The sequence below is a fragment of the Pedobacter sp. AK013 genome (assembly GCF_014205835.1).
Lineage (GTDB): Bacteria > Bacteroidota > Bacteroidia > Sphingobacteriales > Sphingobacteriaceae > Pedobacter.
Window position 1 is genome coordinate 55,941 of sequence record NZ_JACHCQ010000011.1, and the last position, 26,195, is coordinate 82,135.

At 39.6% G+C, this 26,195-nt stretch carries 24 protein-coding genes; 11 read left to right on the forward strand and 13 right to left on the reverse strand.

Annotated elements, in window-relative coordinates:
• Window positions 1-161 precede the first annotated feature (161 nt).
• The 10 genes from HDC90_RS09570 to HDC90_RS09615 all read left to right on the forward strand — a co-directional run bounded on the left by HDC90_RS09570 (window position 162) and on the right by HDC90_RS09615 (window position 7,635).
• Window positions 162-923 carry a DUF4197 domain-containing protein gene (locus HDC90_RS09570; protein ID WP_184465741.1) on the forward strand — a complete coding sequence of 254 codons (762 nt, stop codon included), beginning with the start codon at window positions 162-164 and terminating at the stop codon, window positions 921-923.
• Between the two features lie 133 nt (window positions 924-1,056).
• Complete coding sequence (locus HDC90_RS09575; RefSeq protein ID WP_184465743.1) at window positions 1,057-1,992, forward strand: PD40 domain-containing protein; 936 nt, start codon at window positions 1,057-1,059, stop codon at window positions 1,990-1,992.
• Window positions 1,993-2,477: 485 nt separating this feature from the next.
• Window positions 2,478-3,029, forward strand: a complete 552-nt coding sequence (locus HDC90_RS09580; RefSeq protein ID WP_184465745.1) for an RNA polymerase sigma factor — start codon at window positions 2,478-2,480, stop codon at window positions 3,027-3,029.
• Between the two features lie 10 nt (window positions 3,030-3,039).
• On the forward strand, window positions 3,040-3,390 hold the full coding sequence (locus HDC90_RS09585) for a hypothetical protein (RefSeq protein WP_221451823.1): 351 nt from the start codon (window positions 3,040-3,042) through the stop codon (window positions 3,388-3,390).
• A gap of 447 nt (window positions 3,391-3,837) precedes the next feature.
• Complete coding sequence (locus tag HDC90_RS09590) at window positions 3,838-4,104, forward strand: hypothetical protein (RefSeq protein ID WP_184465747.1); 267 nt, start codon at window positions 3,838-3,840, stop codon at window positions 4,102-4,104.
• Between the two features lie 5 nt (window positions 4,105-4,109).
• Window positions 4,110-4,343, forward strand: coding sequence for a hypothetical protein (locus HDC90_RS09595; protein ID WP_184465750.1), 234 nt, complete (start codon window positions 4,110-4,112; stop codon window positions 4,341-4,343).
• 4 nt (window positions 4,344-4,347) lie between these two features.
• Window positions 4,348-4,740: a hypothetical protein gene (locus HDC90_RS09600; protein ID WP_184465752.1), complete on the forward strand. Its 393-nt coding sequence runs from the start codon at window positions 4,348-4,350 to the stop codon at window positions 4,738-4,740.
• A 53-nt stretch (window positions 4,741-4,793) separates the two neighbouring features.
• Window positions 4,794-5,246, forward strand: coding sequence for an Hsp20/alpha crystallin family protein (locus HDC90_RS09605; RefSeq protein ID WP_184465754.1), 453 nt, complete (start codon window positions 4,794-4,796; stop codon window positions 5,244-5,246).
• A gap of 185 nt (window positions 5,247-5,431) precedes the next feature.
• Complete coding sequence (locus HDC90_RS09610) at window positions 5,432-6,652, forward strand: DEAD/DEAH box helicase (protein ID WP_184465756.1); 1,221 nt, start codon at window positions 5,432-5,434, stop codon at window positions 6,650-6,652.
• Between the two features lie 71 nt (window positions 6,653-6,723).
• Window positions 6,724-7,635: an AEC family transporter gene (locus HDC90_RS09615; RefSeq protein ID WP_184465758.1), complete on the forward strand. Its 912-nt coding sequence runs from the start codon at window positions 6,724-6,726 to the stop codon at window positions 7,633-7,635.
• A 280-nt stretch (window positions 7,636-7,915) separates the two neighbouring features.
• Here the strand turns inward: HDC90_RS09615 and HDC90_RS09620 are convergent, their stop codons facing one another.
• Window positions 7,916-9,109, reverse strand: a complete 1,194-nt coding sequence (locus HDC90_RS09620) for an aminopeptidase C (RefSeq protein WP_184465760.1) — start codon at window positions 9,107-9,109, stop codon at window positions 7,916-7,918.
• 111 nt (window positions 9,110-9,220) lie between these two features.
• Window positions 9,221-10,648 (reverse strand): L-serine ammonia-lyase, encoded by a 1,428-nt coding sequence (locus HDC90_RS09625; RefSeq protein WP_184465762.1) that lies wholly within the window; start codon window positions 10,646-10,648, stop codon window positions 9,221-9,223.
• A 113-nt stretch (window positions 10,649-10,761) separates the two neighbouring features.
• On the opposite strand from HDC90_RS09625, the gene HDC90_RS09630 reads away from it, so the two are divergent.
• Entirely contained in the window at window positions 10,762-11,253 is a 492-nt protein-coding gene (locus HDC90_RS09630) for an RDD family protein (protein WP_184465765.1), read from the forward strand.
• Here HDC90_RS09630 and HDC90_RS09635 read toward each other — a convergent pair.
• From HDC90_RS09635 to HDC90_RS09685, 11 genes are all read right to left on the reverse strand, one after another.
• Complete coding sequence (locus tag HDC90_RS09635) at window positions 11,234-11,893, reverse strand: MgtC/SapB family protein (RefSeq protein WP_184465767.1); 660 nt, start codon at window positions 11,891-11,893, stop codon at window positions 11,234-11,236. The genes HDC90_RS09630 and HDC90_RS09635 overlap by 20 nt on opposite strands.
• Window positions 11,894-11,916: 23 nt before the next feature.
• Window positions 11,917-12,936 (reverse strand): PorP/SprF family type IX secretion system membrane protein, encoded by a 1,020-nt coding sequence (locus HDC90_RS09640; protein WP_184465769.1) that lies wholly within the window; start codon window positions 12,934-12,936, stop codon window positions 11,917-11,919.
• Window positions 12,937-18,894, reverse strand: a complete 5,958-nt coding sequence (locus HDC90_RS09645) for a PKD domain-containing protein (RefSeq protein WP_184465771.1) — start codon at window positions 18,892-18,894, stop codon at window positions 12,937-12,939. It lies immediately after the preceding gene.
• Window positions 18,895-19,191: 297 nt separating this feature from the next.
• A complete protein-coding gene (groL, locus tag HDC90_RS09650; protein ID WP_370576596.1) occupies window positions 19,192-20,829 on the reverse strand; it encodes a chaperonin GroEL in 1,638 nt (545 codons plus the stop codon).
• A 117-nt stretch (window positions 20,830-20,946) separates the two neighbouring features.
• Window positions 20,947-21,237 (reverse strand): co-chaperone GroES, encoded by a 291-nt coding sequence (gene groES, locus HDC90_RS09655; protein WP_010599229.1) that lies wholly within the window; start codon window positions 21,235-21,237, stop codon window positions 20,947-20,949.
• Window positions 21,238-21,567: 330 nt separating this feature from the next.
• Window positions 21,568-22,332: a TIGR03915 family putative DNA repair protein gene (locus tag HDC90_RS09660; protein WP_184465775.1), complete on the reverse strand. Its 765-nt coding sequence runs from the start codon at window positions 22,330-22,332 to the stop codon at window positions 21,568-21,570.
• Window positions 22,333-22,430: 98 nt separating this feature from the next.
• A complete protein-coding gene (locus HDC90_RS09665; RefSeq protein ID WP_184465777.1) occupies window positions 22,431-23,687 on the reverse strand; it encodes a putative DNA modification/repair radical SAM protein in 1,257 nt (418 codons plus the stop codon).
• A 93-nt stretch (window positions 23,688-23,780) separates the two neighbouring features.
• The gene (locus tag HDC90_RS09670) at window positions 23,781-24,308 is read right to left on the reverse strand and encodes a hypothetical protein (RefSeq protein WP_184465779.1); all 528 of its coding nucleotides are present in this window, start codon (window positions 24,306-24,308) and stop codon (window positions 23,781-23,783) included.
• A gap of 85 nt (window positions 24,309-24,393) precedes the next feature.
• Complete coding sequence (locus tag HDC90_RS09675; protein ID WP_184465781.1) at window positions 24,394-25,038, reverse strand: HD domain-containing protein; 645 nt, start codon at window positions 25,036-25,038, stop codon at window positions 24,394-24,396.
• Window positions 25,039-25,111: 73 nt separating this feature from the next.
• Complete coding sequence (locus HDC90_RS09680) at window positions 25,112-25,393, reverse strand: helix-turn-helix domain-containing protein (protein ID WP_167296018.1); 282 nt, start codon at window positions 25,391-25,393, stop codon at window positions 25,112-25,114.
• 295 nt (window positions 25,394-25,688) lie between these two features.
• Window positions 25,689-26,183 (reverse strand): hypothetical protein, encoded by a 495-nt coding sequence (locus HDC90_RS09685; RefSeq protein WP_184465783.1) that lies wholly within the window; start codon window positions 26,181-26,183, stop codon window positions 25,689-25,691.
• Between the last annotated feature and the right edge of the window lie 12 nt (window positions 26,184-26,195).

Below are 26,195 nucleotides of genomic sequence, written 5' to 3' on the forward strand. Positions count from 1 at the left end.
GTGATGGGACATAAACTAATTTTTTAGGAAAAGAGGGACGTAAATTTTTTACATTGTCGATTATCTTTTTAAGCAGTTTAATATTATTGCCATGTGCAAAGACTTATCTTTGAGTGTAAAGATTATGGCAGTTGTTTTGCTAAGTATGATTAAACACACAAATGAAAAAGATCAATATTTTATCAGCATCGCTGGCTATGCTGGTATTTGCAAGCCTAAATGTTAGCGCTCAGATTAAACTGAGCGATATATTTAAAAAAGTAACCGAAAAACAGGGCACCACAACTACTGCTACCGGAACGCCATCTACCTTTGAAATAGGACAGGGAATTAAGGAAGCACTGCAAATTGGTGTTTCTGCTGGTGCCGACAGGCTCTCGGTTAAAGATGGCTTTTTAGGCAATTTAGCTGTTAAAATCCTGATGCCTCCTGAAGCACAAAAGGTTGAAAAAACATTACGTAGCATAGGTTTGAACAAACTTTGCGATAATGTGATCGTAAGCTTAAACCGTGCCGCTGAAGATGCTGCTACTGAAGCAAAGCCGATTTTTATATCGGCCATTAAACAGATGACTTTAACCGATGCCACCAATATCCTTTTGGGTAATAATGACGCAGCTACCGAATATTTTAAAAGAGTAACCACAGCACAATTGATACAGAAATTTAGCCCGATAGTAACCACAAGCTTAAATAAGGTAAATGCCACCAAGTATTACAGCGATTTAACGACGCAATACAACCGTTTACCTGTGGTAAAACCTGTAAACACCAATTTAACTGAATACGTTACGCAAAAGGCGATAGATGGTTTATTTCTTGAGGTTGCTAAGGAAGAGCTCAAAATTAGGGGCAACTTAAGCTCAAGAAGCACAACCTTGCTGCAAAAAGTATTTGGTTACGCGGATAAGAAAAAGATTTAACTCATTGTGTTCCGTGAGGTCAAGAAACACCGCGGAGCATAAAATCGATCAGCACAAAGTATGTTTTAAGTAAAATATAGCTTCTCCGCGGTCTCTGGAATAACAGAAACAAAAACTATTTGTAAAATTGTGCATGACGAAATTCAGTAGCAGATTCCTTTTTATTTTAATTTCTTGCGTGGTACTAATCACCTCTTGTAATAACAATAAAGCAGGGGGTGAAAGTGGTAAAGCCGTTTTAGACACGGTTTCTTTAAGTAGTAAAAATTTTTCGCTGGCCTACCAGGATGGAGATAAAATTGTAGCCACGAGTATCGATACCATGAAACAGATTTCGTTCGGTGGTGCCACCGATCCGGCTATTTCTCCTGATGGAAATAAACTGGCATATACCCTGAGCGATTCTGCAGGGTACCGTTCAATTTGGGTTGCCGATATGGAAAACAAAAGCCAGGGGAAATTGCAGGTAAATGGCAATAATTATTATCAGGCCATGTGGTCGGCTGATGGAGGAGCAATTGCTTTCAGTATTTTTAACCGTAAAAACCTATGGAAGATAGGTGTGATTAAAACTGATAATTCGGGCTATGTAATGCTCGATAGTGCATCTAAAATAAATGTTTATGCCCCAACCTGGAAAAATGAAAAGGAAATTATCGGACAGGATCTGACGAAGCTTTATACCTTTGACCTTACCGGAAAGTTAATCGATACCAAATTGATAGCCGATTTGATCGGGAAAGAGTTTTCCATTGCAAGTAGCAATCGTTTTTTTTATACAAAAGATGGAGCGAAACTTATTTTTAATGCAGGAAATACCGATATTTTAGACGGATTAACAGGACCGAGCGAAGCGGTTTATATTTTAGATCTGGCCAGTAAAAAAGTACAGCGGATTTCGCCAAAAGGTATAAATGTTGCTTATGTTTTTGTTACGGCTGATGATCGGATTTTTTATAGCGGAGCTGAAAAACCCTTTGCGCAAAGCAAAATATATGTGTCTGATTTAAACGGGAATATTAAAACTGTGGTTGATAAAGGGACCAACCCGACCGGTGCACTAAAGTAGGGTAGACTTCATGAACTTGCGAAGAATCATGGGCGTTGTCAGTCTGAGCTTGCCGAAGACCTTTACTAGTCGAAAAAAAATATTTGTCTTTCTACTGGCCCTGGATGACAATACCTTTTTGTCTTTTCCTTAACTTAATGCTATCGTGTACCGCTTCACCCGGGGCCAGGTGGCCAAATTGCATTTCATTTTAGCGGTTGAGCGCGCACCCACTTGGTACCTAAACCCGGATTGCGGTGAAATCCTTTTTGTTTTCAGCCAGGATTGAGTAATAGGGGAACAAAAAGATTAAGCCAAAAGCGGGGCTGCTGCCTGCCAAGAACAACACACTCTCATTTTCAAAAAAATAATTAAAAACCCTATCTTTTCTGCTCACAGTTTTTTTAAACTTTCGAAGTTAGCTTTGCTCATTTTCTGAAAAAAGTAAAGAAAATTTAAAGTAATATTGAGTTTCATCCGTTTACTGGGTTATTAAGCAGAATTTAGTGCCAACAAACGAATCTCAAAATATCATTTCAACGGTTGCCAATTATGGTAAGCGCTTATTCAGTTTCATCCGTGGAAGGGTGAATACGGATGAGGATGCGGAAGATATTTTACAGGATGTTTGGTTTCAGCTCAGCAACCAGCCCGAGGTGGGTACCATTGAGCAGATTAGTGGTTGGCTATATCGGGTGGCAAGAAATAAGATCACCGATAAATACCGTAAACAAAAAGAAGAATCGTTAGAAGATTTTACTTTCGAAGGAGAAGATGGCGAAATTAATTTTAAAGAAATTTTACTTGCCGAGGCTTACTCGCCAGAAGAAGAAAGTTTAAAGAAATTATTCTGGGATCAATTGTTTCTGGCACTGGAAGAACTGCCCGAAAACCAACGTTATGTATTTGTTCAGAATGAACTGGAAGAACGTACATTTCAGGAACTGGCCGATGAAACGGGAGAAAATATCAAAACATTAATATCAAGAAAAGGTTATGCGGTAAAACACCTGCGTAACCGCTTGCAAAATTTATATCAGGAATTTATTAACTATTAAATTTACAGACATGAGGAATAGAAATTTTAATCGCGGTAAGAAATTCATGTTCTTTTTCCCTGTGGCGGTGCTTATTGCGGCGTTGCTGGGCTACGTAGTTATGTCTTTATGGAACTGGATTCTGCCAGAAGTTGCCCATGCAGGGCGGCTTAATTATTGGCAGGCCCTTGGTTTGCTCGTACTTTGTAGGATATTGTTCGGAAATTTCAATAAAGGAGGGCACGGTGGTGGCGGTTTCAGGGAGCGTGCCCGGGGGATGCGTGCTAAATGGGATTCGATGAACGAAGAGGAGCGGGCAAAATTTAAGGAAGAATATAAACGGAGATGTGGCGGATGGGGCCACCACCGCAACAAGGAATAGTTAAAAGCTCTGAAGAAATTCGGAGCTTTTTTGTTTTACTGTAATTCTGAATGAGGTATCGATTATCATTGACAGATTTTTAATAGAGTGGTCGTCTTTCCCGCGCAGGCGGGAATCTTAAAGCGCTTGCATTACGATTCCCAATCGAGTTGGGAATGACGATTCCTGGTAGCCTAACATTTGCATAAAAATCAGTCATCATATTGATTTTTATGAAGTAATTATCCCTAGAAATGACGAACCTCCAAAAATTTATTAAAAAGATCCTTCGACTCCGCTCAGGATAACATCAGAACATGAAATTTCTTAGTAAATAAAAAAAAATCAAAATATTTTAAAGTAAAAATAAAGCTGTTCCGTCTTCCTATATAAATAACAAAAGCAACAGTCTTAGTCGTTCAACTTATTTAAGGTGAATTGATTATAGTACTTTAAAATTATAAGAAAATGAAAAAGATATTAAAAACCATAGGATTCGGGATTGTACTTGGAGCAGCCGCTTTCTTCATACCATTTGTGTTCAAATTTATATTGGCCATTATGCTGATCGGTTTAATGTTCAGGATTTTTATCGGAAGGCGACGCCATTATTTCCATAACCGCTTTAGTAGTTTCGAGAATCATTACAATCCAATTGTACCAATCGATAACCAATGGTACAGGCCAAACGTACAAGGCAATGGAACGGTTAACAACATTAACGTAAATTATTAAGAGCTATGAGAGCATTTAGGATATTATTGGCATTGGCTGTTGCCGCAGGGACTTTTTACAGCTTAAATGTACTTGCCGTTCAGAACGGATACCGCGATCGGTTAGATTTTAAAAACAGGTACTATCGTGATGATTGCCAGCAAGAACATCATAGACACCATGGTTACAGTCACCATAGCGCAAAAACGGATGATACGAAGATTGGCCTTGTTGACAGTATAAACAAAGTAAATAAATAGTGTGATGTCACAGGTACTTTTTTTAAGCGATCCATCTCAGGCCGATGTTAGTCCGATTTTGGATATAGCAAACGAACTGATTACCCGTGGAGAGAAGATAACTTTTTTTAGCTCGGATGAATTTAAAGCCCCTATAGAACAAATTGGCGCTGATTTTAAAGCCTATAATCAGGAGCTGAATATTTTTCAGGGTAAAAAGGAGATTGATGAAGAAGAAAAACCTAAATCAGGATTGATTAGCGCCTTGCTTGAGCCTATGAAATTTATCGATGATATTTTGGTTCAAATAAGGGGTTTGAAATTTGATTATGCCGTTTTCTCGCCATCGTACCCCTACGCAAATATCATTATACAGCTATTGGGTATCCCTAAAACGGAGCAGGCGGCCTACAGCTAATATTGGCTTAAGCCAATAAATTAACAGAATAAATAACAATTAAATTAAAGAAGATGTACAATGAACATAGATGCCATTCGGGCAAGATGCATAGTCGCTTTGGCGCAGGAGAGGGAAGATTTGGAAGGCCCTTTAGCGGACCTTTCGGCCATTACAAACACCATATGTTTAACCAGGGCTTTAGAAAAGTACCTGTTAACATAGAAGAAACAGAAACCAGCTTTATTATTGAACTTTTTGCGCCAGCCCTGGTTAAAGAGAATTTAAAGGTGGTTACCAAAGATGATGTATTAACCATTTCTTACCAAGCTCATGAAGAAGCAGATTCGGCTAAAAAGTATAGCCGTAGAGAGTATAGCAATGGCACTTTCGAAAGGGCTTTTGGCTTAAACGGAAAAGTTTTAGTAGAAAATATTTCTGCCAGTTATGCTGATGGAATTTTGAAGGTTTACTTACCTAAAAACCCTGAAACGAATACACCAGAGAAAGATATTCTGGTAGACTAAGTTTCGTCTATTATAATTTCCAAGCCCCGATTGTTTTAAAGCAGTTGGGGCTATTTTGTTTTATTGCGAGAGAAAAGGATTATGCAATATTGCTTTTCGAATAATTAAGTAAACCGATATTAAAATGCGGCTTGCTAATAGCGGTATTTTAAGGTACTTTTGCTAAAAGACATAAACACAATAGATTGAATTTTAACGACTTTAATTTTAACCCCGATTTATACGAAGGCTTAATGGCCATGGGGTATAAAAGCGCTACTCCAATACAAGAACAAGCCATACCGGTAATTTTAGATAATCATGATCTGATTGCCTGCGCTCAAACTGGTACAGGGAAAACGGCCAGCTATCTTTTGCCCGTAATGGATAAAATTAGCAAAGCTGCCGATAGGCACAATAATACCTTAATTCTGGCTCCAACACGCGAACTTGCACAACAGATAGATTTACAGGTAGAAGCTTTAGCTTATTTTACCAATATCAGTTCTTTAGCTGTTTATGGTGGGGGAGATGGTATCGCTTACGAACAACAAAAACGTTCTATGCGCGAAGGTGTGGATATTATTATCGCCACTCCGGGCAGATTAATGGCACATTTGTCTTCGGGGGTGTTAAAACTGGAACATCTGCAGCATTTAATTTTAGATGAAGCAGATAGAATGCTGGATATGGGTTTTTACGATGATATTATCCGCATTATTAGTTATCTGCCAAAAAAGAGGCAAACACTTTTATTCTCGGCTACAATGGCGCCGAAAATAAGAACCATGGCGGGCAAGATTTTGCACGAACCGAAGCAGATTACCATTTCAATTGCTAAACCTGCAGAGGGGATCGATCAACAGGCCTATAACATTCATGACCAGCAAAAACAGGCCTTGTTAACCGATATTTTTAAAAGCGGGCAATACAAAAGCAGTATCATTTTCGTTTCGACCAAAGAAAAAGTAAAAGCTTTATATAAAACTTTTAAAGGATTAGGCATTAAAGCAGAAGCTTTTCACTCCGATTTAGGGCAGAAAGAGCGTGAAGATATTTTACTGGCTTTCAAAAACCGTAGGCTACCAATTTTAATCGGAACAGATGTATTATCTCGAGGTATTGATGTAGAGGGCATTGATTTGGTAATCAATTATGATGTTCCCGGCGATCCGGCCGATTATGTACACCGCATTGGCCGTACTGCAAGAGCTGCAACTAAAGGAACGGCGATTACGTTGATTAATGGAAGAGATAAGCGCAAGTTCGATAACATTGAAAAATTGATCGAGAAGCAAGTTCCCCGCATGCCACTGCCAGAAAGCGTAGCTGCAATAGAAATTACACATGTGGAGGAAAAGCGGCCTCAACATAAGGGCAAAAAAAAGGTTTGGCACAAAAAGAAAAAACCAAAACCTTCTGTATAATATCCAAAACGCCATAAGTACATTTCTTATTGGCGTTTTTCTTTTATAAATTATCTTTGCCCTAATACTCAATGGCAAACTTCATTATTATAGGTTTATGCATTTTAGCGGGGATTCTTTTCAGAAAAAGTAAATCGCTACCCAAAGATGCGCATAAAGGTATTAATGCCTGGATTATTTATATTGCACTACCAGCGGTTTCTTTTAAATATCTGCCGCATATTACCTGGACTAAGGATCTATTCTTTCCTGTACTGGCACCAATTTGTGTATGGCTATTTGGTTGGTTATTTATTACCTTATATGGCCGTATCCTGAATATTAGTAAAGCCACATCTGGTGGGTTAAAACTAACCAGTTCTTTAAGTAATACGTCATTTGTAGGTTTCCCATTAATTATGGCTTATTTTAGCGAAAAAGAACTGGCAATAGCTATTATCTGCGATCAGGTAACCTTTATGCTTTTATCTACCATTGGTGTTATTGTAGCCATCCGTTCATCGCAGGATCAAAAGCTAAGTCCGAAATTGGTCCTAAAAAAAGTAGTGGCCTTTCCTCCGCTTATAGGTTGCTTTTTGGCACTAACCCTCCCTCGTTTTATTGATATTTCTTCACTAGATCCATTGTTCGAGAAACTAGCAGCTACGGTTGGCCCATTGGCATTGTTTTCTATAGGTTTGCAGCTAAAATTTGGTGGTTGGTTTAATGAATTGAAACACATCAGTTTTGCTTTATTGTATAAACTGATTTTAGCGCCCTCGGTAATTTTGGTTGTGGCACTTGTTTTAGGTATGAATGGAATAATTACCAAAATAACTATTTTCGAAATGGCTATGCCAACCTTGTTAACCGCTGGTGTGGTAGCTGATCAGTATAACCTTAATCCGAGGCTTTCTAATTTAGTGGTTGGAATCGGAATTTTATTATCTTTTATCACCACAGGTATATGGTGGTTGGTATTAACCTATTCAGGTTTAGTTTAATCTATCTCGTTTTTAACCGCAGAGTATGCGAGCGCAGAGGAAGTCTTATGCGCTTAAGTTTGATTAACATTTACCCGCCGTGATCAATTTTAACACAATTTCTTACCACGATCGTCATGCTGAACTCGTTTCAGCATCTTTCTTGCTAGGATAGACCCTGAAATAAATTCAGGGTGAGGACCATTAGGTTTTGCGAAAACCTTCGCACCCTTTTTGGTTAAATCCCCATTAAAAAAGCCGCAAAATTTCTCCTGCGGCTCCCTGAATAATTTAGTTTTAATTACAAAGCTAATTTTTTAGCAATTGCAGATGGAATACCTGCTTTGTTTAATAAAATTGCTGTTGTTTTATATTTTACATAGTTTTTGGTTACATATAAGTATCCTTTATAATCGTTACTTGCCCCCCAAGAGTTTTTAACGATATAATATTCTTTACCTGTCTGATCTTTAGCTAAACCCACAATGTGCATACCATGATCATCTGTAGTTTGATAGTTATCGAATGCAAGCTGACGGTTTTCTTGTGTAATTTCCATCTCTGGCTGTGGGCCGTTAAACATATCTGCTTTTTGTTTTGCTGTCATATCAGCGAAAGGCGTTTGCGGAACAAAAGCAACACCGTTTTTCCAGCTGAAGTTTTTTTCGCTTACATCGGTAGCCCAAGCAACAGTATAACCACCTTTCAGGGCGTTATCGATAATATCTGTTAACTCGTTCACTTTTACGTTATAAACCTGATCGAAAGACCAGTTGTCAGGTACTAATAAAGTGAATTTGCTGTAGAAAGGATGATCGTTGAATGATGAAAGTTCCACATAGTTATCGGCATTTAAGCCCACCACTTCCTGAGCGAAGGTTTTCGGTGTGTATTTTTTGCCATTATAGGTGAAGTTTTCTGGTACAGCACCTAAATAAGCATCAATTACGCCAGTGTAAGCTTTTAACCAATTTGGAGTTAACTCGCCATTCGCATTCTTTACAACAGCTTCTAAAACACCTTTTTCAATATCGCCAAGCTCTGCCGTTTTATTGATTTTAGTGCCATAGTTTAGCCCGGTGTATACTTCCTGCGGAACTGCACCATATTTTCTGTACATGTTGATTACATCGTGCAAAGCACCGCCATCGCCTAATGAAACTGCACCATGCATACGCACGTAGTTTTTACCTTTTTCTACATAAGCATTACGCGCCGAAAAAAGTTGAGATAAGGTTACAGGTTGTTTACCAGCTTTAATCATTTCTGATTCTAAAAATGAGTTGGTAGAATAGCTCCAGCAAGTACCTGAAGATCCCTGATTTTGAACCGGGGTATTGGCCAGGTTAATCACTTCTGTGAATTTAAAAGAAGCAGCACTGTTTTCGCTTTGGTTGTTTTTTAAAGAATTAACGAGATTGTCTTGAGCATAAGTCGCTGATATAGATAACGACAAAGCCAAACCAATCACACTGATTTTTGCGTAGTTGATCATTTTTTTATGAATAATTAATAATTCAGCGAATGTAAAAATACTTGTTGATTAGGCACCAAGAATTTTGTAATAAATCGATAATCTCGGTCATTTTATTGCAACAATGTTGAATTAACATTCTGGTAAACTGATCGGAATGTTGGTTGCCAATCCTCCATCAGATGTTTCTTTGTATTTGGCATTCATATCGAGGGCGGTTTCCCACATGGTATTTACCACTGCATCTAAACTTACTTTTGCCTTATCAGGATTGCTTTGTAACGCCAGCTGGCTGGCTGTAATGGCTTTAATGGCACCCATGGTATTCCTTTCGATACAAGGAATCTGTACCAACCCCCCAATCGGATCGCAAGTTAAGCCTAAGTGATGTTCCATTGCAATTTCTGCAGCCATTAAAACCTGCCTTTGCGAGCCGCCTAAGCACTCCGTTAAAGCTGCAGCGGCCATGGCCGAGGAAACACCAATTTCGGCCTGGCAGCCACCCATAGCGGCTGATATTGTTGCACCTTTTTTGAAAATACTACCTATTTCTGAAGCACAGGCAATAAATTGAATGATTTTTTCTTCGTTATAACCATCGCAAAAGGTAATAAAATATTGTAATACAGCTGGAATTACCCCTGCGGCACCATTGGTGGGGGCGGTTACCACACGACCAAAAGATGCATTTTCTTCGTTAACGGCTAAAGCAAAACAGCTTACCCAGTCTAAAATATAATTAAAGCCGTTTCCGCCTTTTCTAATGGCCGCTATCCAGCCATTATAATCTGAATATTCATTATTACCAATTAATCGTTTATTTAGCGGGAATGCCCTTCTGGCTACATTTAAGCCACCAGGTAAAAAACCCGTGGTATGGCATCCGCGATAAATACAATCGCGCATTACAGCAAAATGTTGTAAAATGCCTTTTTTTGTCTCTGCTTCGGTACGCCAGGCCAGTTCGTTTTCCATCACGATTTCGCTCACCTTTAAACCGGTAGATAAACACCAGTGTAAAAGATCTTTTGCTTTTTCTACAGGAAAGGGGAGGTCTACCTGGGCTTTTTTGCTATTGTCTTCGCCTTCTTTTACCACAAAGCCACCACCAATAGAATAGTATGTTTCTGAAAAAGCTTTTCCATCTTTTAAAAATGCCTGAAAAGTAACGGCATTTGGATGGAAGGGTAAACTTTCGGCAAAAAGAAAAAGCAGATCGTTATCGTAATCAAAATCAAGAATTAATTGATCAGCAAGATTTAATTTTTTATCTCTTTGGATGCTTTCAAAAGTAGGGGTAACAGCATCTACATCAAAAGTTACCGGGTCAGCTCCTGTTAACCCGAGCAGAATAGCGACATCTGTTCCATGACCCTTACCTGTTTTGGCAAGCGAACCATAAAGCAATATCTTGATGCCTTCAATTTCATCGATCAAATTGTTTTGAGCAAGCGAAGCTGTAAACTGTTGTGCTGCCCGCCATGGACCTAAGGTATGCGAGCTGGATGGGCCTATGCCTATTTTAAAAATATCGAAAACCGAAATCTGTTCCTTGATCATTTATGAATATAGTTACACAAAGCTATGATTGTTTTATGATTTTGAATAAATTAATTTTGGCTGAGAACGAAAATATTTTATCTTAGAAAAATCTAATCCAAACGCTCCAAAAAATGGACTTTAACAACAACTATCAAGAAATTGATTTAGACTACTGTCGCGCCAGCTCGGGCAAAAGATTTGCCAATTATATCATCGACTTAATTGTCTTTTACATTATTCTTTTCTGTATTTACATCTGTGTAGGGATTTTACTTCCGGGAATTTTAGATGGAATTAATGATCTTTTAGACCGATTGATTGCAATGGTTTGTTATGGCTTTATTATGTGTTTAATAGAAGCTGTTTCACATGGAAAATCAATCGGGAAACTCATTACAGGAACAAAAGCCGTGAACTTAGATGGTAGCGAGATCGATTTTCAAAAAGCATTTACGCGAAATATGATCCGCGTGATTCCTTTTAATGCAATTAGCGCCTTGAGTAATCCTTGTGATCCCTGGCACGATCGCTGGTCGGACACAATGGTGATTGACGAGAAAAAACTGGCCTTACAAAGCCAAAGGGTAGACCTATTTGATTCGGTTAAAAATCAAACTCTATAATATCATCATCTTTAAGCATGCGGTCTACAAATTTCTGATGGTTTTGTGGAGTGCCCGTAGCCGTCCAGTTTCCGGTAATAATATTGCCTGCCAATTGGTGCTTCCCGCGTTGGGGTTTGAGTTTACTTTCGCGAAAAACATCTTCGTAGCTTTCTAAATTACCGTGTGTATGTTGTCTTTTAACAATGCGGTAAACTCGCTTGGTAAAACGGCGGTCGCCTATTTCTTCTAAAAATGGAAAAATAATCAGGGCAAGCATGACCACAATCGTAACACCAATGGCCTGTTCGTAATAGCCAGCGCCTACCGCCATACCAATGGCTGCAACAATCCAGATGATACAGGCCGTGGTGAGGCCTTTAACCCGGTTTTCTTCTTTGAAAATTACGCCGGCACCTAAAAAGCCAATGCCGGTTACAATGTTTGAGGCGATGCGGTCCTGACTGGTGGCCCCGATATTGATGGACAGTATGGTAAATAGGGTAGCGCCCAAACCAATCATCATCATGGTTTTGAGCCCGGCAGATTTACTTCTGTATTCGCGTTCCGCTCCGATTATACCGCAAAGTAGGGTAGCCAATAGAAACTTGTTGATTTCACTTTGTGTAATGAAATGGGCTTTATCTAAAATCTCGTTCATTGCCTTGAATTATTAAAGGCAAATTAATAAAAATCGTAACATCTTAGGCCATTTGCCCTGCCACCATTCGAACTATTTGGAAAGTATTTTTCGTAACCCACGCCTATTTCTGATGTTCCGCCCGTGTTGCTATAGTTAATTTTGGAAATTGTAGCATCGTGACTGACTCCTAACCTGAATTTTTCGCCATTGGTTCTGCGGTTAAAAATATCGAAGATTACAGAAAATACAATGGCATCGTTTCCATTCGAGTTACCATCGTTTCTGTACCAGATGCCTGCATTTATACCGGCATATTTATATTGCATACCGGCGCTGAACGATTTTACATTGCCTTGTTTGTAGACAACGATGGATGGGATGAGGTAATTCCCATCGCGATCGTACTCATCTGGCATTAAGGTTAACTTGTAACTTAAATTGCCCGAAATGCGCATCGGTAACCTGGCCTGAAAACCTGATAAGGATTCATCCGGACGATTGAGGTGATGTACTGCTAATCCCAGCATGAATTTTCCTACCACCAGGTTAGCACCGGCGTTGGAATCGAAATAATACCGACTATCTACACTTGGCCTTTCGGCGCCCGAAATACTGCCCGGAATATAACCTGTATTAATATCAATCTGGTCGCCAAAAACAAGTTTATCCCAGTTTAGCTTTTGGTTGGTAATGCCACCTTGCAAACCAAACGAGAGCGCAAAGTCATCTCCACCGATAATATAGGAATAGCTTAGGGCAATGTTGTTCTTTACCAGATAGGCCGTACCCTCGCTGCTGCGGTTAAAAATAACGCCGATACCGCTGTTTAATCTACGCAGGTTAAGGTCCCCCGAAGCCGTCATGTACGAATAATCGCTGGCCAAACCTGTCCATTGGTTACGATAAAGGGCGTTAAACCTGATGTCGCCTTCAAATTGACCTGTTAATGCCGGGTTTAGGTAAATGGGTGCATTGTAAAACTGCGAGTAAATGTGGTCCTGCGCCAATGAAACCATTGGCAGCAACCAAAATAAAAATATGATTATCCTTCTCCCCATCATCTATCTGATTAAATATATTACGCCTGTTTTTTTTGGAGGAGATGAATCGTAGGTCATTCCTTTCCAATCGCTGCCATTAATAAATTTGATATCTACTTTCCAGTAATAAACACCCTGTGGCTGATCCTGGCCTTTATACGTGCCATCCCAACCTTCTAACGGTGCACCATCATCCAATTTGGTTGTTTCCCAAATTAACTCTCCCCATTTGTTAAAAACAGACATGTTCCACTCTTTTATACCCCTGCCTTTTGCCTTAAAGGTTTTAATCTCATTTTTCGCGCTTGCAGGCATAAAAGAGTTGGGGATGTTCAGGTAGCCGGGTACACCGATAATCCGAACCGATTGAAAGGTGCTGGAGGAACAACCTTCTTTGTTCAGCACTTTCAGCGTTACATTGTAAGCACCTTCGTTGGCATAAGTATGGTTAGGATTTTGTAAGGTCGATTTAGCACCATCGCCAAAAGACCATTCCCAGCTTATCGCGCCTGTACTGGTATCTTTAAAGCCAAAGCTATAATTCGGTATAGAAAGCTCATTACCGGGACTTACCGTGAACGTAGCCAAAGGCGGAGCTACAATTTGAATAAAATCTGGTAGGCTTAAAGTATTGGGGCACCGTAAGCTGTTTATTGCCGTAAGGGTGACTGTATAATTTACGCCCGAACCTGTATAGGTGTGCTGTGGCTCAAAATCTGTCGAAGTTGGAGAACCATCGCCGAAATCCCATATATAACCGACTGCGCCAACGCTGGTGTTTTTAAATTTAACGATAAGATTGGTACAACCAATTGTTTTATCAGCCATAAAACCAACGGTTGGTTGTGGTAAGATAGTTACGGTTTCGCTGGTCGAGTTTTTTGAGCAGTCGTTTTCTGCATCTAGCCTAATGGTGTATTTCCCAGGTTTGTCAAAAGTTTTAGGAAAAACACCAGTAGTGGTAGAAAAGGCTGTGCTGATTTCGCCTGTATCTTCGTTGGTAAAGGTGTAGGTAAAGCTGCTTGCGCCACTCGTGTTGTTAATAAAGTTAACGGTAAAAGGAGCGCAACCACTCTTCTCGTTCCCGTTAACCACCAGCTCTGGAATGATGTTGTTGGGTGAAACCCTGATGATAACCGGGATAGCGTTTGTTGTACCACAGCCATTCGTAGCCGTCATGTTTACGGTAAAATCTTTTACTACTAAAGTTTTAAAGATGTGCCTTACAGTTTGTCGGTCAGTATAAGTTTCAGGAGTGCTGCCATCGCCAAAATCGTAGGTATAAGTTGTACCGGCGCTCTCTGGACCGGTATTGGTAAAGTTTACTAGTAAATCAGCACATCCTGTGGTTTTATCAGGAGAGAACATGGCAACTGGTTTGGCATGTACAATAACCGTTGCAGGTGTTACAACTGGCGGACCACAAGGTAAGGTCGTTGTTAGCGTAATGTTATAGGTTTTGTCTTTTCCGCTTGGATCGGCGAGGAAAGTTATTGCTGCGGGCTGGGCGAGGGTGGAGGATTGGCCGTTATCAAAATTCCAAGAGTATGTTGCGCCGTTAAGCGGATTAGTGGTATTGGTAAAGGTAACGCTAAGCGGTCCACAACCTTCGGTCGCGCTTGGTGTAAACGATGGCGTAACTACAGGAAGCGTGCTAAATACTTCACTTTTTTCATCCGTATTACAACCCAGGCTACTGGTAACAACGAGTTTTATGGTTACACTTTCGTTGCCGTTCATGATGGTATAACCCGGAAATGTTGCCCCCACTCCGATCTGCACATTATTGGCAAACCAGGTATAAATACTGTTTCTATCGGGATATAATGTTGCAGCGATATTGCTTGCATTTAGAATAAAAGGTGCGCAATCAACATTTTTAGTGTAGGTAATCTCTGCCTGGGCATGCGGATTAACCGTTATTTTAATCTGGTTGCTTAAATTGTTACTGCAAGCTCCACTAGCTACCGACCGACGGTAATAAATGCTTACAGTTGGTGTTGGTGGTGTAAAGTTTACACTGTTCGCACCCAATACATCGCTCCAGGCTGTTCCATTTAAGCTCGATTGCCATTGGTACACGTAAGTTCCGCTGCCACCACTCGGTATCGCACCAGTTAAAGCCGCAGCAGCTACGCCGATACAGATGTTTTGATCGGCAGAAATGGTATTGTTGGTTAGACCTGGCAAAACGGTAATCTGTAACGAATTACTAATTGAAGTACAGATGGTGCTGTTCACCAATCTTCTGAAATAGGTTGAGGTGCTTACAATTAGACTTAAATCTTTGTTGATGGCTGAAGGAATATTACTCCAGGTATTTCCGTCGGCACTGCTCTGCCATTGGTAGGCGAATGTTCCTGTTCCACCAGTTGGCATATCGCCAGTAATGGTGACGCTTTGGCCTGCACAAATTGGTGCTGATGATGGCCCAATATTATTGGTAACAGGTGAGTAATAGGTAACGGTAACATCATCTACAGATGGGGGGCAGCCGTTAAAACCAGAAATGGTCCACCTGAAGGTGTAAGTCTGCCCCGGAACCAAACCAGTAACCGTGGTATTGTAAAGTGTTGGATCGGTTATGGTATAACCAATTTGTCCTGATGTTAAAGTCCACACACCGCTGTTAGGTGCCGGATTATTTCCATTTAAACTAATGCTGCTCCCACTACATAAACTTTGGTCTGCGCCTGCGTTTGCTGCAACTGTGCCCGGATTTACAGTAACTGTAGTTATGCTTGATGTGGCTTCTGCGCAACTCCCACTTTGTACTATCGCACGGTACTGCGTGGTTATGGTGAGGTTAGAAAATACATATGGATTTGCTGTTGAGGTAATGGTAGACCAGTTTGCGCCGTTATCGATAGATCTTTCCCAACGGATAATATTTCCAACCTGCCCTGTTAAATTGATATTTCCACCATTTGCACCTGCACATACACTTACGTCGCCTGTGCTTGTGCCACCAATACTTAACGGATTAACAGTGATCTGAACATCATCACTGGATGTAGAGCAGTTGGTATCGCTTATTGTCCATCTAAAGGTATACGCATTTCCGGCCTGCAAACCAGTGATTGTTGTATTGCCCTGTGTGTCATCTGTAAAAGTTACGGCGGTTGGCGCAGTAACAGTTGTCCACTTGCCTGTGCCAATTATTGGTGTATTTCCTTTTAAGGTGTAAGTGTTAGCATTGCAGATTGCTTCATCCGGACCCGCGTTTGGTAGTGTTGCACTTGGTAAAACCGTAATAGTGATGCTGGCAGATGTACCTGGGCAGCCATTTGCAGATACGGGTATAATGGTATAAGTTACCGTGCCTGGGCTGGTACCTGAGTTGATTAAAAAATCATTGATCTGGGTTCCTGCCGATGCCACGGCTCTATTGCTATTTCCGGTTATTGCGCCAGTTACCGTACTGGTATAGGTATAGTTTACAGCTGTTAGGTTTGTTGTTAAGGTAATAGTTGATGAAGTAGCGCTACAGATGGTTGTATTAGCTGCAGTTGGTGTTACAATAGGGTTAGGTTTAATGGTAACTACAAAATTAAATGGCATTCCATCACAACCATCAAAATGGGGAGTGATGATATAAGTTACACTTGCGTCAGCATTAAGATCAGTATTGGTGAGGATATCGTTAATAGATCCGCTTCCGTTGTTGGTATAGCCACTTGCAGATGCAGTTCCGGTAGCGGTCCAGGTATAGGTTACACCCACTACCGCAGAAGTTGGGGTATATGCAACGCTATTACCTGTACAGATGGTTTTTGCCGCTGCACTCGTTAAACTGATATTGGGTTTTATTTTTAGGATGATGTCGTCATCAATCTGGTTGCAGGGGGCGGCCAGTGCGGTAGTAACCCTTAGCCGTAAAGTAACCGTACCCGCCGTTTTTTCGGCTGTGGTTGGCTCGTAGGTTGCGTTTAAATCGTTTCTGCTGGGTGTAAATGTTCCTAATCCGCCAATCCAGGTTTGTGTTGTAGTGGCCCCATTCACTGTTCCGCTTAAAGTAAAGCTTGGATCGTTGAAACAAATGCTTTGGTCAGGACCTGCACTAATTACGGGTGCCGTGCTGAAGGTTAAGGTTTGGGTATCTTCGGCCGTGCCGCAATTATTTTTATGGACAACCTTTATTGTATAAGTATCGTAGCTATCGAATTTTATCGATGGGTATTTAGAATTTGCAGTTGTGCCACTAGTAAAGCTATAAGTTCCTGATCCCGATGGGGTAACTGTCCAGGTGTAGCTATCAGGTAGTTCCTGAGTGGTTCCGCTAATTAGCGTTTTGGTGGGGCCTGTTGTAGTATTGTTAAAATCGTAAGTGGCCAGGTTACACAATGTGATGTTAGGTGATAGCGTAGCTACCGGACTTTCATTTACCACAACAGTTTGAGGTGTGCTGGTAATTATACCACATGATGGCGTGCTGATACTTAAAGTAATGGTATAAGTGCCAGGACTGGTAAAATTGAACTCCAGTTCTTTGCTTGCGGCATTTGTACCACCTGTAAAGCCCACAGCTGGGCTAACTGACCACGAATAGTTATTAGCCGCATTACAGATATTATCTAAAACAGAAAGATCGGTGGCTTTTAACGTTGTTCCAGAGCAAATTGTAGTTGACGGCAAGCTAAAATCAGGCTTTGGTGGATCTTGGATACAGATGGTCATTTCTACAGGATCGGCATCACATTCGCCTGTTATATTTTTAGATTCTAGCCTGATAATATGCTCTCCATGCGTTGGAAATATATATGTAAAATTGTATGATTTAGGCTTATCAGCCGCTTTAATCACGCCATCTACATACCAGTTATAGGTTACATTATTTGGGGTACAGGCTGGTGTATTAGTATTCGGATTTTCGCCCAAAAGGGAGGTATTAACAAATATGATATTGGCATTGGTACAACCCGGTGTATTAAAAGTAAATGAGTTTATAGGTTTTACCACCACTTTAGCCGAAGAGGAAACGGGCGTACCCATGGTAGAACAGAAAGCGTTTGATACCCTAATGGATACATCAAATGCATTGTAAATCGTGCCAGCACTCGACGTTGAAACACTTCCGCATGATGATTTGGCGTAAGGATGTGTTACCTTGCCGCCGTTGGTAATAATTTCGCAAAGGGTGTGGATCGTTGTAACCTGGTCGCCCCAAGTAATGGTATAAATATCTCCGGGGAAATTATTTTGGATACCTGAAGTTGAAGTAACATCAACATTAAAGGTAAAATCGGCAGACGGCAAACATAATACCGTATTTCCGGTATTAGCAAAGGCTGTAATTGCTTTGTTATTGATTAATAGGTAGGCTTTTGTTGCCACCGTACCATTTGGCATTACTGCTTTGGTATAAATGGTATAATGTGTCTGTTGGGCTGTAAAAGTTTGTATTGCAGTAGGGAAGTTGATTAATACCGGACTACCTCCGTTTACTTCATCGGTTATGCGCGCAGTAACGGTACTGTTTGCCGTAGATTCGTTTGTGAGGGAGAAAGAATTATTGGCCCTACTAATACAGGTACCAAAGGTTTCACTGTTTGCTGCATTTAACAAGGTTGAAGTTAGCTTGGCCTCAACCGCCGCCCCTGCCTTTATTTCAAATGTGGAAGAGGGCGCGCTTATAGATACCGGATTGGTTGATTTTACCCTTACGCTATAGCCGGTACCTGGAGTAAGGGGAATAGGAAGTATGCCATTTATATAAGTGCTATAAAAACCCGTGTAAGTTCCAATAAGGGTTTCGGCACCGAAATTTCCGTTTTGATCTGATAAATAGAGTTGGAATTGATTGTTCTGTGCTATACAACTTGTTGGTACTGTAAAAGGAACAGCAATCGTACTGCCCGGTGTAAACGGCCCAGGATCTACCGTGCCAATATTAACCTGGGCAAAACTTGCTGACGTAAACAACAATGCCCCAAAAAATAGGACAAAAGAAATCCATTTCCTTTTACAATGAATCTTCATAAATCTCTAACACTAGGGAATGATTTTATTGCGTTCTGGAAGCTTTGTTAGTTAAACTTGCTTTAATCCAATCTCAGAAATGAGTATTCGGCCTAAGACGCGTCAATAAATATCCGAATGCTAAGAACGTGATTTTTGTACTACGCTTATAAAACTTTACATCAACATCAACTAAATGAATGGGTTATAGGATTGATAAAGCTTCGTTTTTGATAGCAATAGGGCATAAAAAAACCCTCAGGGCATTAAGCCTTGAGGGAATATTTTTACACGAAATCGTTTCGTTACAGAATGGTATTACATCATACCACCCATGCCGCCGCCGCCCATTGGAGGCATTGGAGCACCGCCTTCTTCAGGCTCGTCTGCTAAAACAACTTCAGTAGTTAATAACATTGCTGCAATAGAAGCTGCATTTTCCAATGCCACACGGCTTACTTTAGTTGGGTCGATAACACCGGCACCAATTAAGTTTTCGTAAACATCAGTACGGGCATTGTAACCGTAATCAGCTGTACCTTCTTTTACCTTTTGTACTACGATAGAACCTTCAATACCTGCGTTTTCGCAGATCTGGCGTAATGGTTCTTCAATAGCACGACGAATGATTTGAATACCAGTATTCTCATCCTCGTTTGATCCTTTTAAATCTGCAATTGAAGCAACTGCACGGATGAAGGCAACGCCACCACCAGCAACAATGCCTTCTTCTACAGCCGCACGGGTTGCATGTAAAGCATCATCAACACGGTCTTTTTTCTCTTTCATTTCAACCTCACTCGCTGCACCTACGTAAAGAACGGCAACACCGCCAGCTAATTTAGCCAAACGCTCTTGTAATTTTTCTTTATCGTAGTCAGAAGTAGTCGTTTCGATCTGGGCTTTAATCTGGTTAACACGTGCTTTAATGTCATCAGTGTTACCAGCACCGTTAATTACAGTGGTATTGTCTTTGTCAACAACCACTTTTTCTGCAGAACCTAAATAAGTTAAATCAGCATTTTCTAATTTATAACCTCTTTCTTCTGAGATAACAGTACCGCCGGTTAAAATCGCGATGTCTTCTAACATGGCTTTTCTTCTGTCGCCAAAACCTGGTGCTTTAACAGCAACAACTTTTAATGAACCACGGATTTTGTTAACCACTAAAGTAGCTAAAGCTTCACCATCTAAATCTTCAGAAATGATCACCAATGGTTTACCAGTTTGAACGGTTTTTTCTAAAACAGGCAACAGTTCTTTCATGTTGCTGATTTTTTTGTCGTAGATTAAAATGTAAGGATTATCTAATTCAGCTTCCATTTTATCTGCGTTGGTAACAAAGTATGGAGATAAATAACCTCTGTCAAATTGCATACCTTCAACGGTTTTAACTTCAGTTTCAGTACCTTTAGCTTCTTCAACAGTAATTACACCATCTTTACCAACCTTACCCATTGCCTCAGCAATCAAAGCACCGATTACTTCATCGTTGTTCGCTGAGATAGATGCAACTTGTTTAATTTTGTTGTTGTCTTCGCCAACAGTTTGTGATTGCGCTTTTAAGTTTTCTACAACGGCAGCAACCGCTTTATCAATACCACGTTTTAAATCCATTGGGTTTGCACCAGCAGCAACGTTTTTAATACCTGTAGTAATAATTGCCTGAGCCAATACAGTTGCAGTAGTAGTACCATCACCAGCAATATCAGCTGTTTTTGAAGCTACTTCTTTAACCATTTGAGCCCCCATGTTCTCAACTGCATCTTTCAATTCGATTTCTTTTGCAACTGTAACACCATCTTTAGTGATTGCTGGCGAACCGAATTTTTTATCGATAATTACGTTACGGCCTTTTGGGCCTAAAGTTACTTTTACTGCATTTGCAAGAATATCAACACCTCTTTTCAGGGCGTCGCGTGCTTCTACGTTATATTTTACTTGTTTTGACATTATTTTTTAAATTTTGAATGATTGTATGAGAGTATGTTTGAGTTTCCCTCATTTAATATTTATTTCTTTGATTTATGCTGAATTTACTCATTCGAAATTCAGTCATTCAATCATTACTTGTTACCCAACAACAGCGTAAATATCAGTTTCGCGCATAATTAAGTAATCTTTACCTTCGTAAGGGAATTCGGTACCACCGTATTTACCATAAATTACAACATCGCCAACTTTTACACTCGCTTTTTTACCTTCAGCATCTTCTTCAGAAACAGAAACTACAGTTCCTTTAGATGGTTTTTCTTTTGCGGTATCAGGGATATACAAACCTGATGCAGTTTTTTCTTCTGCCGCAGCCGGTTCAACGATAACTCTGTTCGAACTGCCAGCAATTGGTTTAAGGTTTAACGCCATAACTTTTATTATTTTTTTATTTTGATTTGAGTTTTTTTAACTAAGCTTACAATTAACACTTTTTATGCCAAGTGGTTTTGAGGGACAAATTTTCACCAAACTGTCAATCTTTTTACCCTAATCGAGAATGTGGGTGTCAGCATGGCAGTAAGTTTTTAAATTTTGAGACAGATTTATAGTTTAATTCTTGGCCCTTCCCTGCGCGATCATCATGCTGAATTTATTTTACAAGTAGCAATAGTATTTTCAATTGCCTTGTAGCTACTACGTGGTCAGCATCTTTTCTGCAAGATAGACCCTGAAATAAATTCAGGGCAACGACTTGAAAATTTAAAGTATCGCTTTTTCCGTTAAATATTTCCAATACCTTTTGGGCACATGCTGCAAATGTAGTTTAGTATTTTTTCGGGCTACAATATTTGCACTTTTAAAATAATCTTTCCAAAGAGCGGCATATAAAGCTTCACCATCATCCATTAAAATTGATGCCGGATTTTGTTTTTTTACTCCGTTGGTAAAGCTAATTGTAATTTCTTCAACAGTGCTTAAATTATAGTGCAGCCCGTATTTACGTTTTAAATCATAAATCACCCATTGTTGATCTGCATATCTGTTTTTAAAATGGTTAGATATTAAAGGCAGCACATTAAAATCGGGGTCGATACCGGCATAAAAGATCCCATCGCTGGTTTTCTGAAAACGGATAAATGCTTCCATTCTGTGTTTTTCTCGCTCTACACTTTTGGCGTATTTGGCCAGGGCAATTACATGCGCATTGCCATAGTTACTTTCGGCACCCAACTGATTTTGAAAAATATATAGCGCAAATTGAAGGAGATGGTTGTAAGCTTCTGGAATTTCTGATAAATAACTGCAATAAAACTTGCGGAGCCATTCTTTCTTCAGTTTCTTTTGAAGCCCAGCCCAAACGCGGTCGGCCTTTATTGGATCAGTAATAATCGTAGCACTTTCTGCAAAAGCTTCAGGTTGGAATATTTCGGTTGATTTGAGCACTACTTTGCCAGGCTTGCGTTCAAACCATTCAAAAACAGCTGTTAAAAGCCCTTGAAGGGAGCCATCGAAAATGTAAGTCATGGAATCTATTTTTAGCCCGTCATTCCCGCGAAGGCGGGAATCTTAATGCCATAGCTTTGAGATTCCCAATCAAGTTGGGAATGACGATCATAGGGTTTTTAAAACAATATCATCTGGTTGCTATCTGTTTTTAAATATTTACTTTGACTTTCGGCCAAAATAAAAGCTTTAATCTGTGTGCCCTGATAATCTTTCAGCTGATAGGGGCTATCCAGGTAAACAATAAAGTGTTTAGCCCGGTTATAAGCTACGCCGATTTTTTTCAACTGGTCAATCCTGAGTTTTCCGAACTTCCTGGCCTGTACAATTTTCTGGGCCGACATTACACCGATACCCGGTATGCGTAAAATCATTTTATAATCAGCGGTATTAATGTCCACAGGGAAATGTTGCATATTTCTAATCGCCCAGCTTAATTTTGGGTCGATATCAATATCAAGGTTTGGGTTGGCATCATTTAAAATTTCCTGTACTTTAAAGCCATAAAACCGCATCAGCCAATCGGTTTGGTACAGTCTGTTTTCTCTAAGCAATGGTGGTTGTGTACCAAGTATAGGCATTCTGGTATCGTTGCTAATGGGTACATAACCGGAATAATAAACTCTTTTTAGGGAAAAATTTTTGTAAAACGTATCCGCAGTGTACATAATATCTTTGTCGCTTTCTGGTGTGGCGCCAATAACCATCTGTGTACTTTGGCCTGCAGGTACAAAAGTTGGTATATGTTTGATCATTTTTTTATCGGCAGTAAATTGGCTGATCTGCTGTTGTACAAAAGCCAAAGGTTTAATTACCTCTTCGTGATTTTTCTCGGGCGCCAAAAGCTTTAAGCCGGCTTCGGTTGGCATTTCTAAATTAATACTCATCCGGTCCGCATATAAGCCAGCTTCCTTAATTAATTCGTCGCTGGCGCCTGGAATGGTTTTTAAATGGATATAGCCATTGTAGTTCTGCTCTAAACGGAGTTTTTTAACAACTAATAACAGTCTTTCCATGGTAAAATCGGCATTTTTAAAAATCCCTGAGCTTAAGAACAGTCCTTCAATATAGTTGCGGCGATAAAAATTCATGGTCAGTTCTACCACTTCATCTACTGTAAAGGCGGCACGTCTTACGTCGTTACTTTTGCGCGAAACGCAGAACAAACAATCGTAGATACAATGATTAGTTAGGAGAATTTTTAAAAGCGAAACGCATCGGCCATCTTCGGTGTAGGTATGGCAAATGCCCGATGCATGACTGTCGCCCACGCCTTTACTGGCATTTTTTCTCGTGCCGCCGCTTGATGAACAAGAAACATCATATTTAGCGGCGTCAGCAAGAATATTTAATTTTTCACGGATTCGATCGAACATAGGGATGTATTTACTAACAAAGATAGTTTAATAACTAAAAATATTAGTAAATAGATGCGCCTAACCTATTCTATTTTGGAATAATAATGCAAACTAAAAACTGTTCGAAGGGTTGAGTTTTCTGCTTATTGGCAGTTGATGTGCAATATTATAACTATCCTGATAGTATTTCAGTTCAGAAAAGAAGCGGTCGGCCTCTATTTCGTGGTTTTTAAGTGGGCTAAAGTTGGCCACGAAATCCGGGTTTTTAAATGCAATTTGATAAAAGTAACCCCCATTGTGGTTATCGAACATTTCGGTTACACTGGTAATGTTTTCCCATCCAGAAAAAAACTCGGTTCTCCGATATAAGAAAGAAGTGCTCTTTAATTTAAAACTTATACCTTTTTCACTGATTAAGATTTTACTATGTACAAAAATCTGTGTTTTGGTAATCCATAATAAAAGAAGCGCCATTAAAATAATTGATAGCGAAACAAATATCAAAGTAGACGTTTCGGAAAGTGAGGTGGGTAAACTAAAAAGACAATACAACATTAAGGAGATGAATAAAACAGGAATGCCAACCATCGCGATTAACAAAACACTATTTTTATGATATTTTAGTTTGTAGGGATGCATGAGGATTAATTTTTACAAATTTAAGTCCTATTGCATTGTTCCAAAATACTTATTAATAGGTATTTTTTAATAGTCTTTTTGTAGGTTATTTGCCTTCCCACTCCTTATAAAAGTGTTCCAGGTACAGTAGCATAAAGTTGTGCCGTTCTGCCGCCATTGCTTTTCCCGCTTCAGTGTTCATCATGTCTTTCAACAACAGGAGTTTTTCGTAAAAATGGTTTATGGTAGGCGCCGTGGTATTTTTATAACTTTCTTTGTTAAGATGCTCTTTTGGCAAAATAGCCGGATCGTAAAGTACCCTGTTTTTGAATCCACCGTAAGTAAATGCCCTTGCAATACCAATGGCTCCGATAGCATCTAAACGATCTGCATCCTGTACAATTTGCATTTCTTTAGAGGTAAAACCCGCACCGTCAAAACTATTTTTGAACGACATGTTTTGGATAATCAGTTTAACATGTGTAATAACTGCAGCATTAACAGCAATCGATGCTAAAAATGAAGCAGCCATATTCGGCCCTAGCTCTTCATCACCATTGTTAAATTTAGGATCGGCAATATCATGCAACAATGCGGCAAAAGCCACCACCAGTTCATCGCCATTTTCTTGTTGATTAATGGTTTGAGCAGTTTTAAAAACACGCTCAATATGGAACCAATCGTGCCCTGCTTCGGCATTAGCTAATGTTTTCTTAACAAAATCGATAGTTTTTTGAATGGTAGCCTGCATAGTCCTAAATTTATTCCAAAGGTATTGGAATTATTTGCAGGGTAAAAGAAATGATATCAACAGCGCTTGAGCATTAACTCGCCGCCGTTGCCTTTCTCTCGTCATCAGCAATAATTTTAATTAAATCATTGTGGTTAAGGGTTAATAAATGAGATACTTCAACCTCTAAAATTGCTGCAATTTGAAATAAGCGGTCGATGGTTAATTTACTATAACCAAGCTCAATTTTACTGTATGCATTTTGAGATATTTTTAATTTAGCTGCCAGATAATCCTGAGTATAGTCTCTGTATTCTCTAATTTTTCTAATATTCCCGGCCACACTTTTTGTCTTTAAAGCCAATACATCTTCCATAAAAAAGGGATAAATTTTTTTAATGTTCTTCATTATGTACGAAACTTTCACTCCAACAGATTTTAAAAGTATAATTTTAATACTATTGAGAATTACACGAAACGCAGTAATGAATGTTATAACAAAAAAATAACTTAAATGTTTAAGTGTTTTGTTTTTAGCTGATAATCAGTTATTTGCGGGATTTGTTGTGCTTTAATAGAAGGGGGAGGATAGGAGCGTGAGGATATATTAGAAATAAATAGTGTGTAGTAAAAAAGGGAGGTAAAAAGTGCAGAAAATTGACTATTATGGGTTAATATAGCCCCCAATCATCTTCAAATTCGTCTTTTTCGAAATATTTAACCCATTCGATAAAGAGTAGACGGAATTTTTCAATTTCGTCTAAAACAATGTCCTTATATTCTGGGGTGCAGATTTCGAACATATCTGCTGCTCTTACCTGCGTTTCTAATTCACGGCAGTTGGTTCGGATAATAGATGCATTTTCCATTCTTAAAATATACATATCTGCACCTTCTGCCCCTACAATTTTAGGGCATAACATCAAAGCATTCTGCATAATTAAGTTAGCGGTCATTTCTGCCAGTTCTCCTTCCAGTGTTTCGCAGAACAGGGCGGCGTATTTGTAAACGGCTCTTGCCTGGTTATAAAGGCTTTTGGCCCTGGTCACTTTCAGCCGAACCTTTTCCGCATCAACACTTGATAGATTTTCTTCATCCTCATCATCTCGGCCAAATCGGCTAAAATGCTCCCATTCGGGCATATGATCCATGTCATCAAATTCCATATTTTTCAAAAT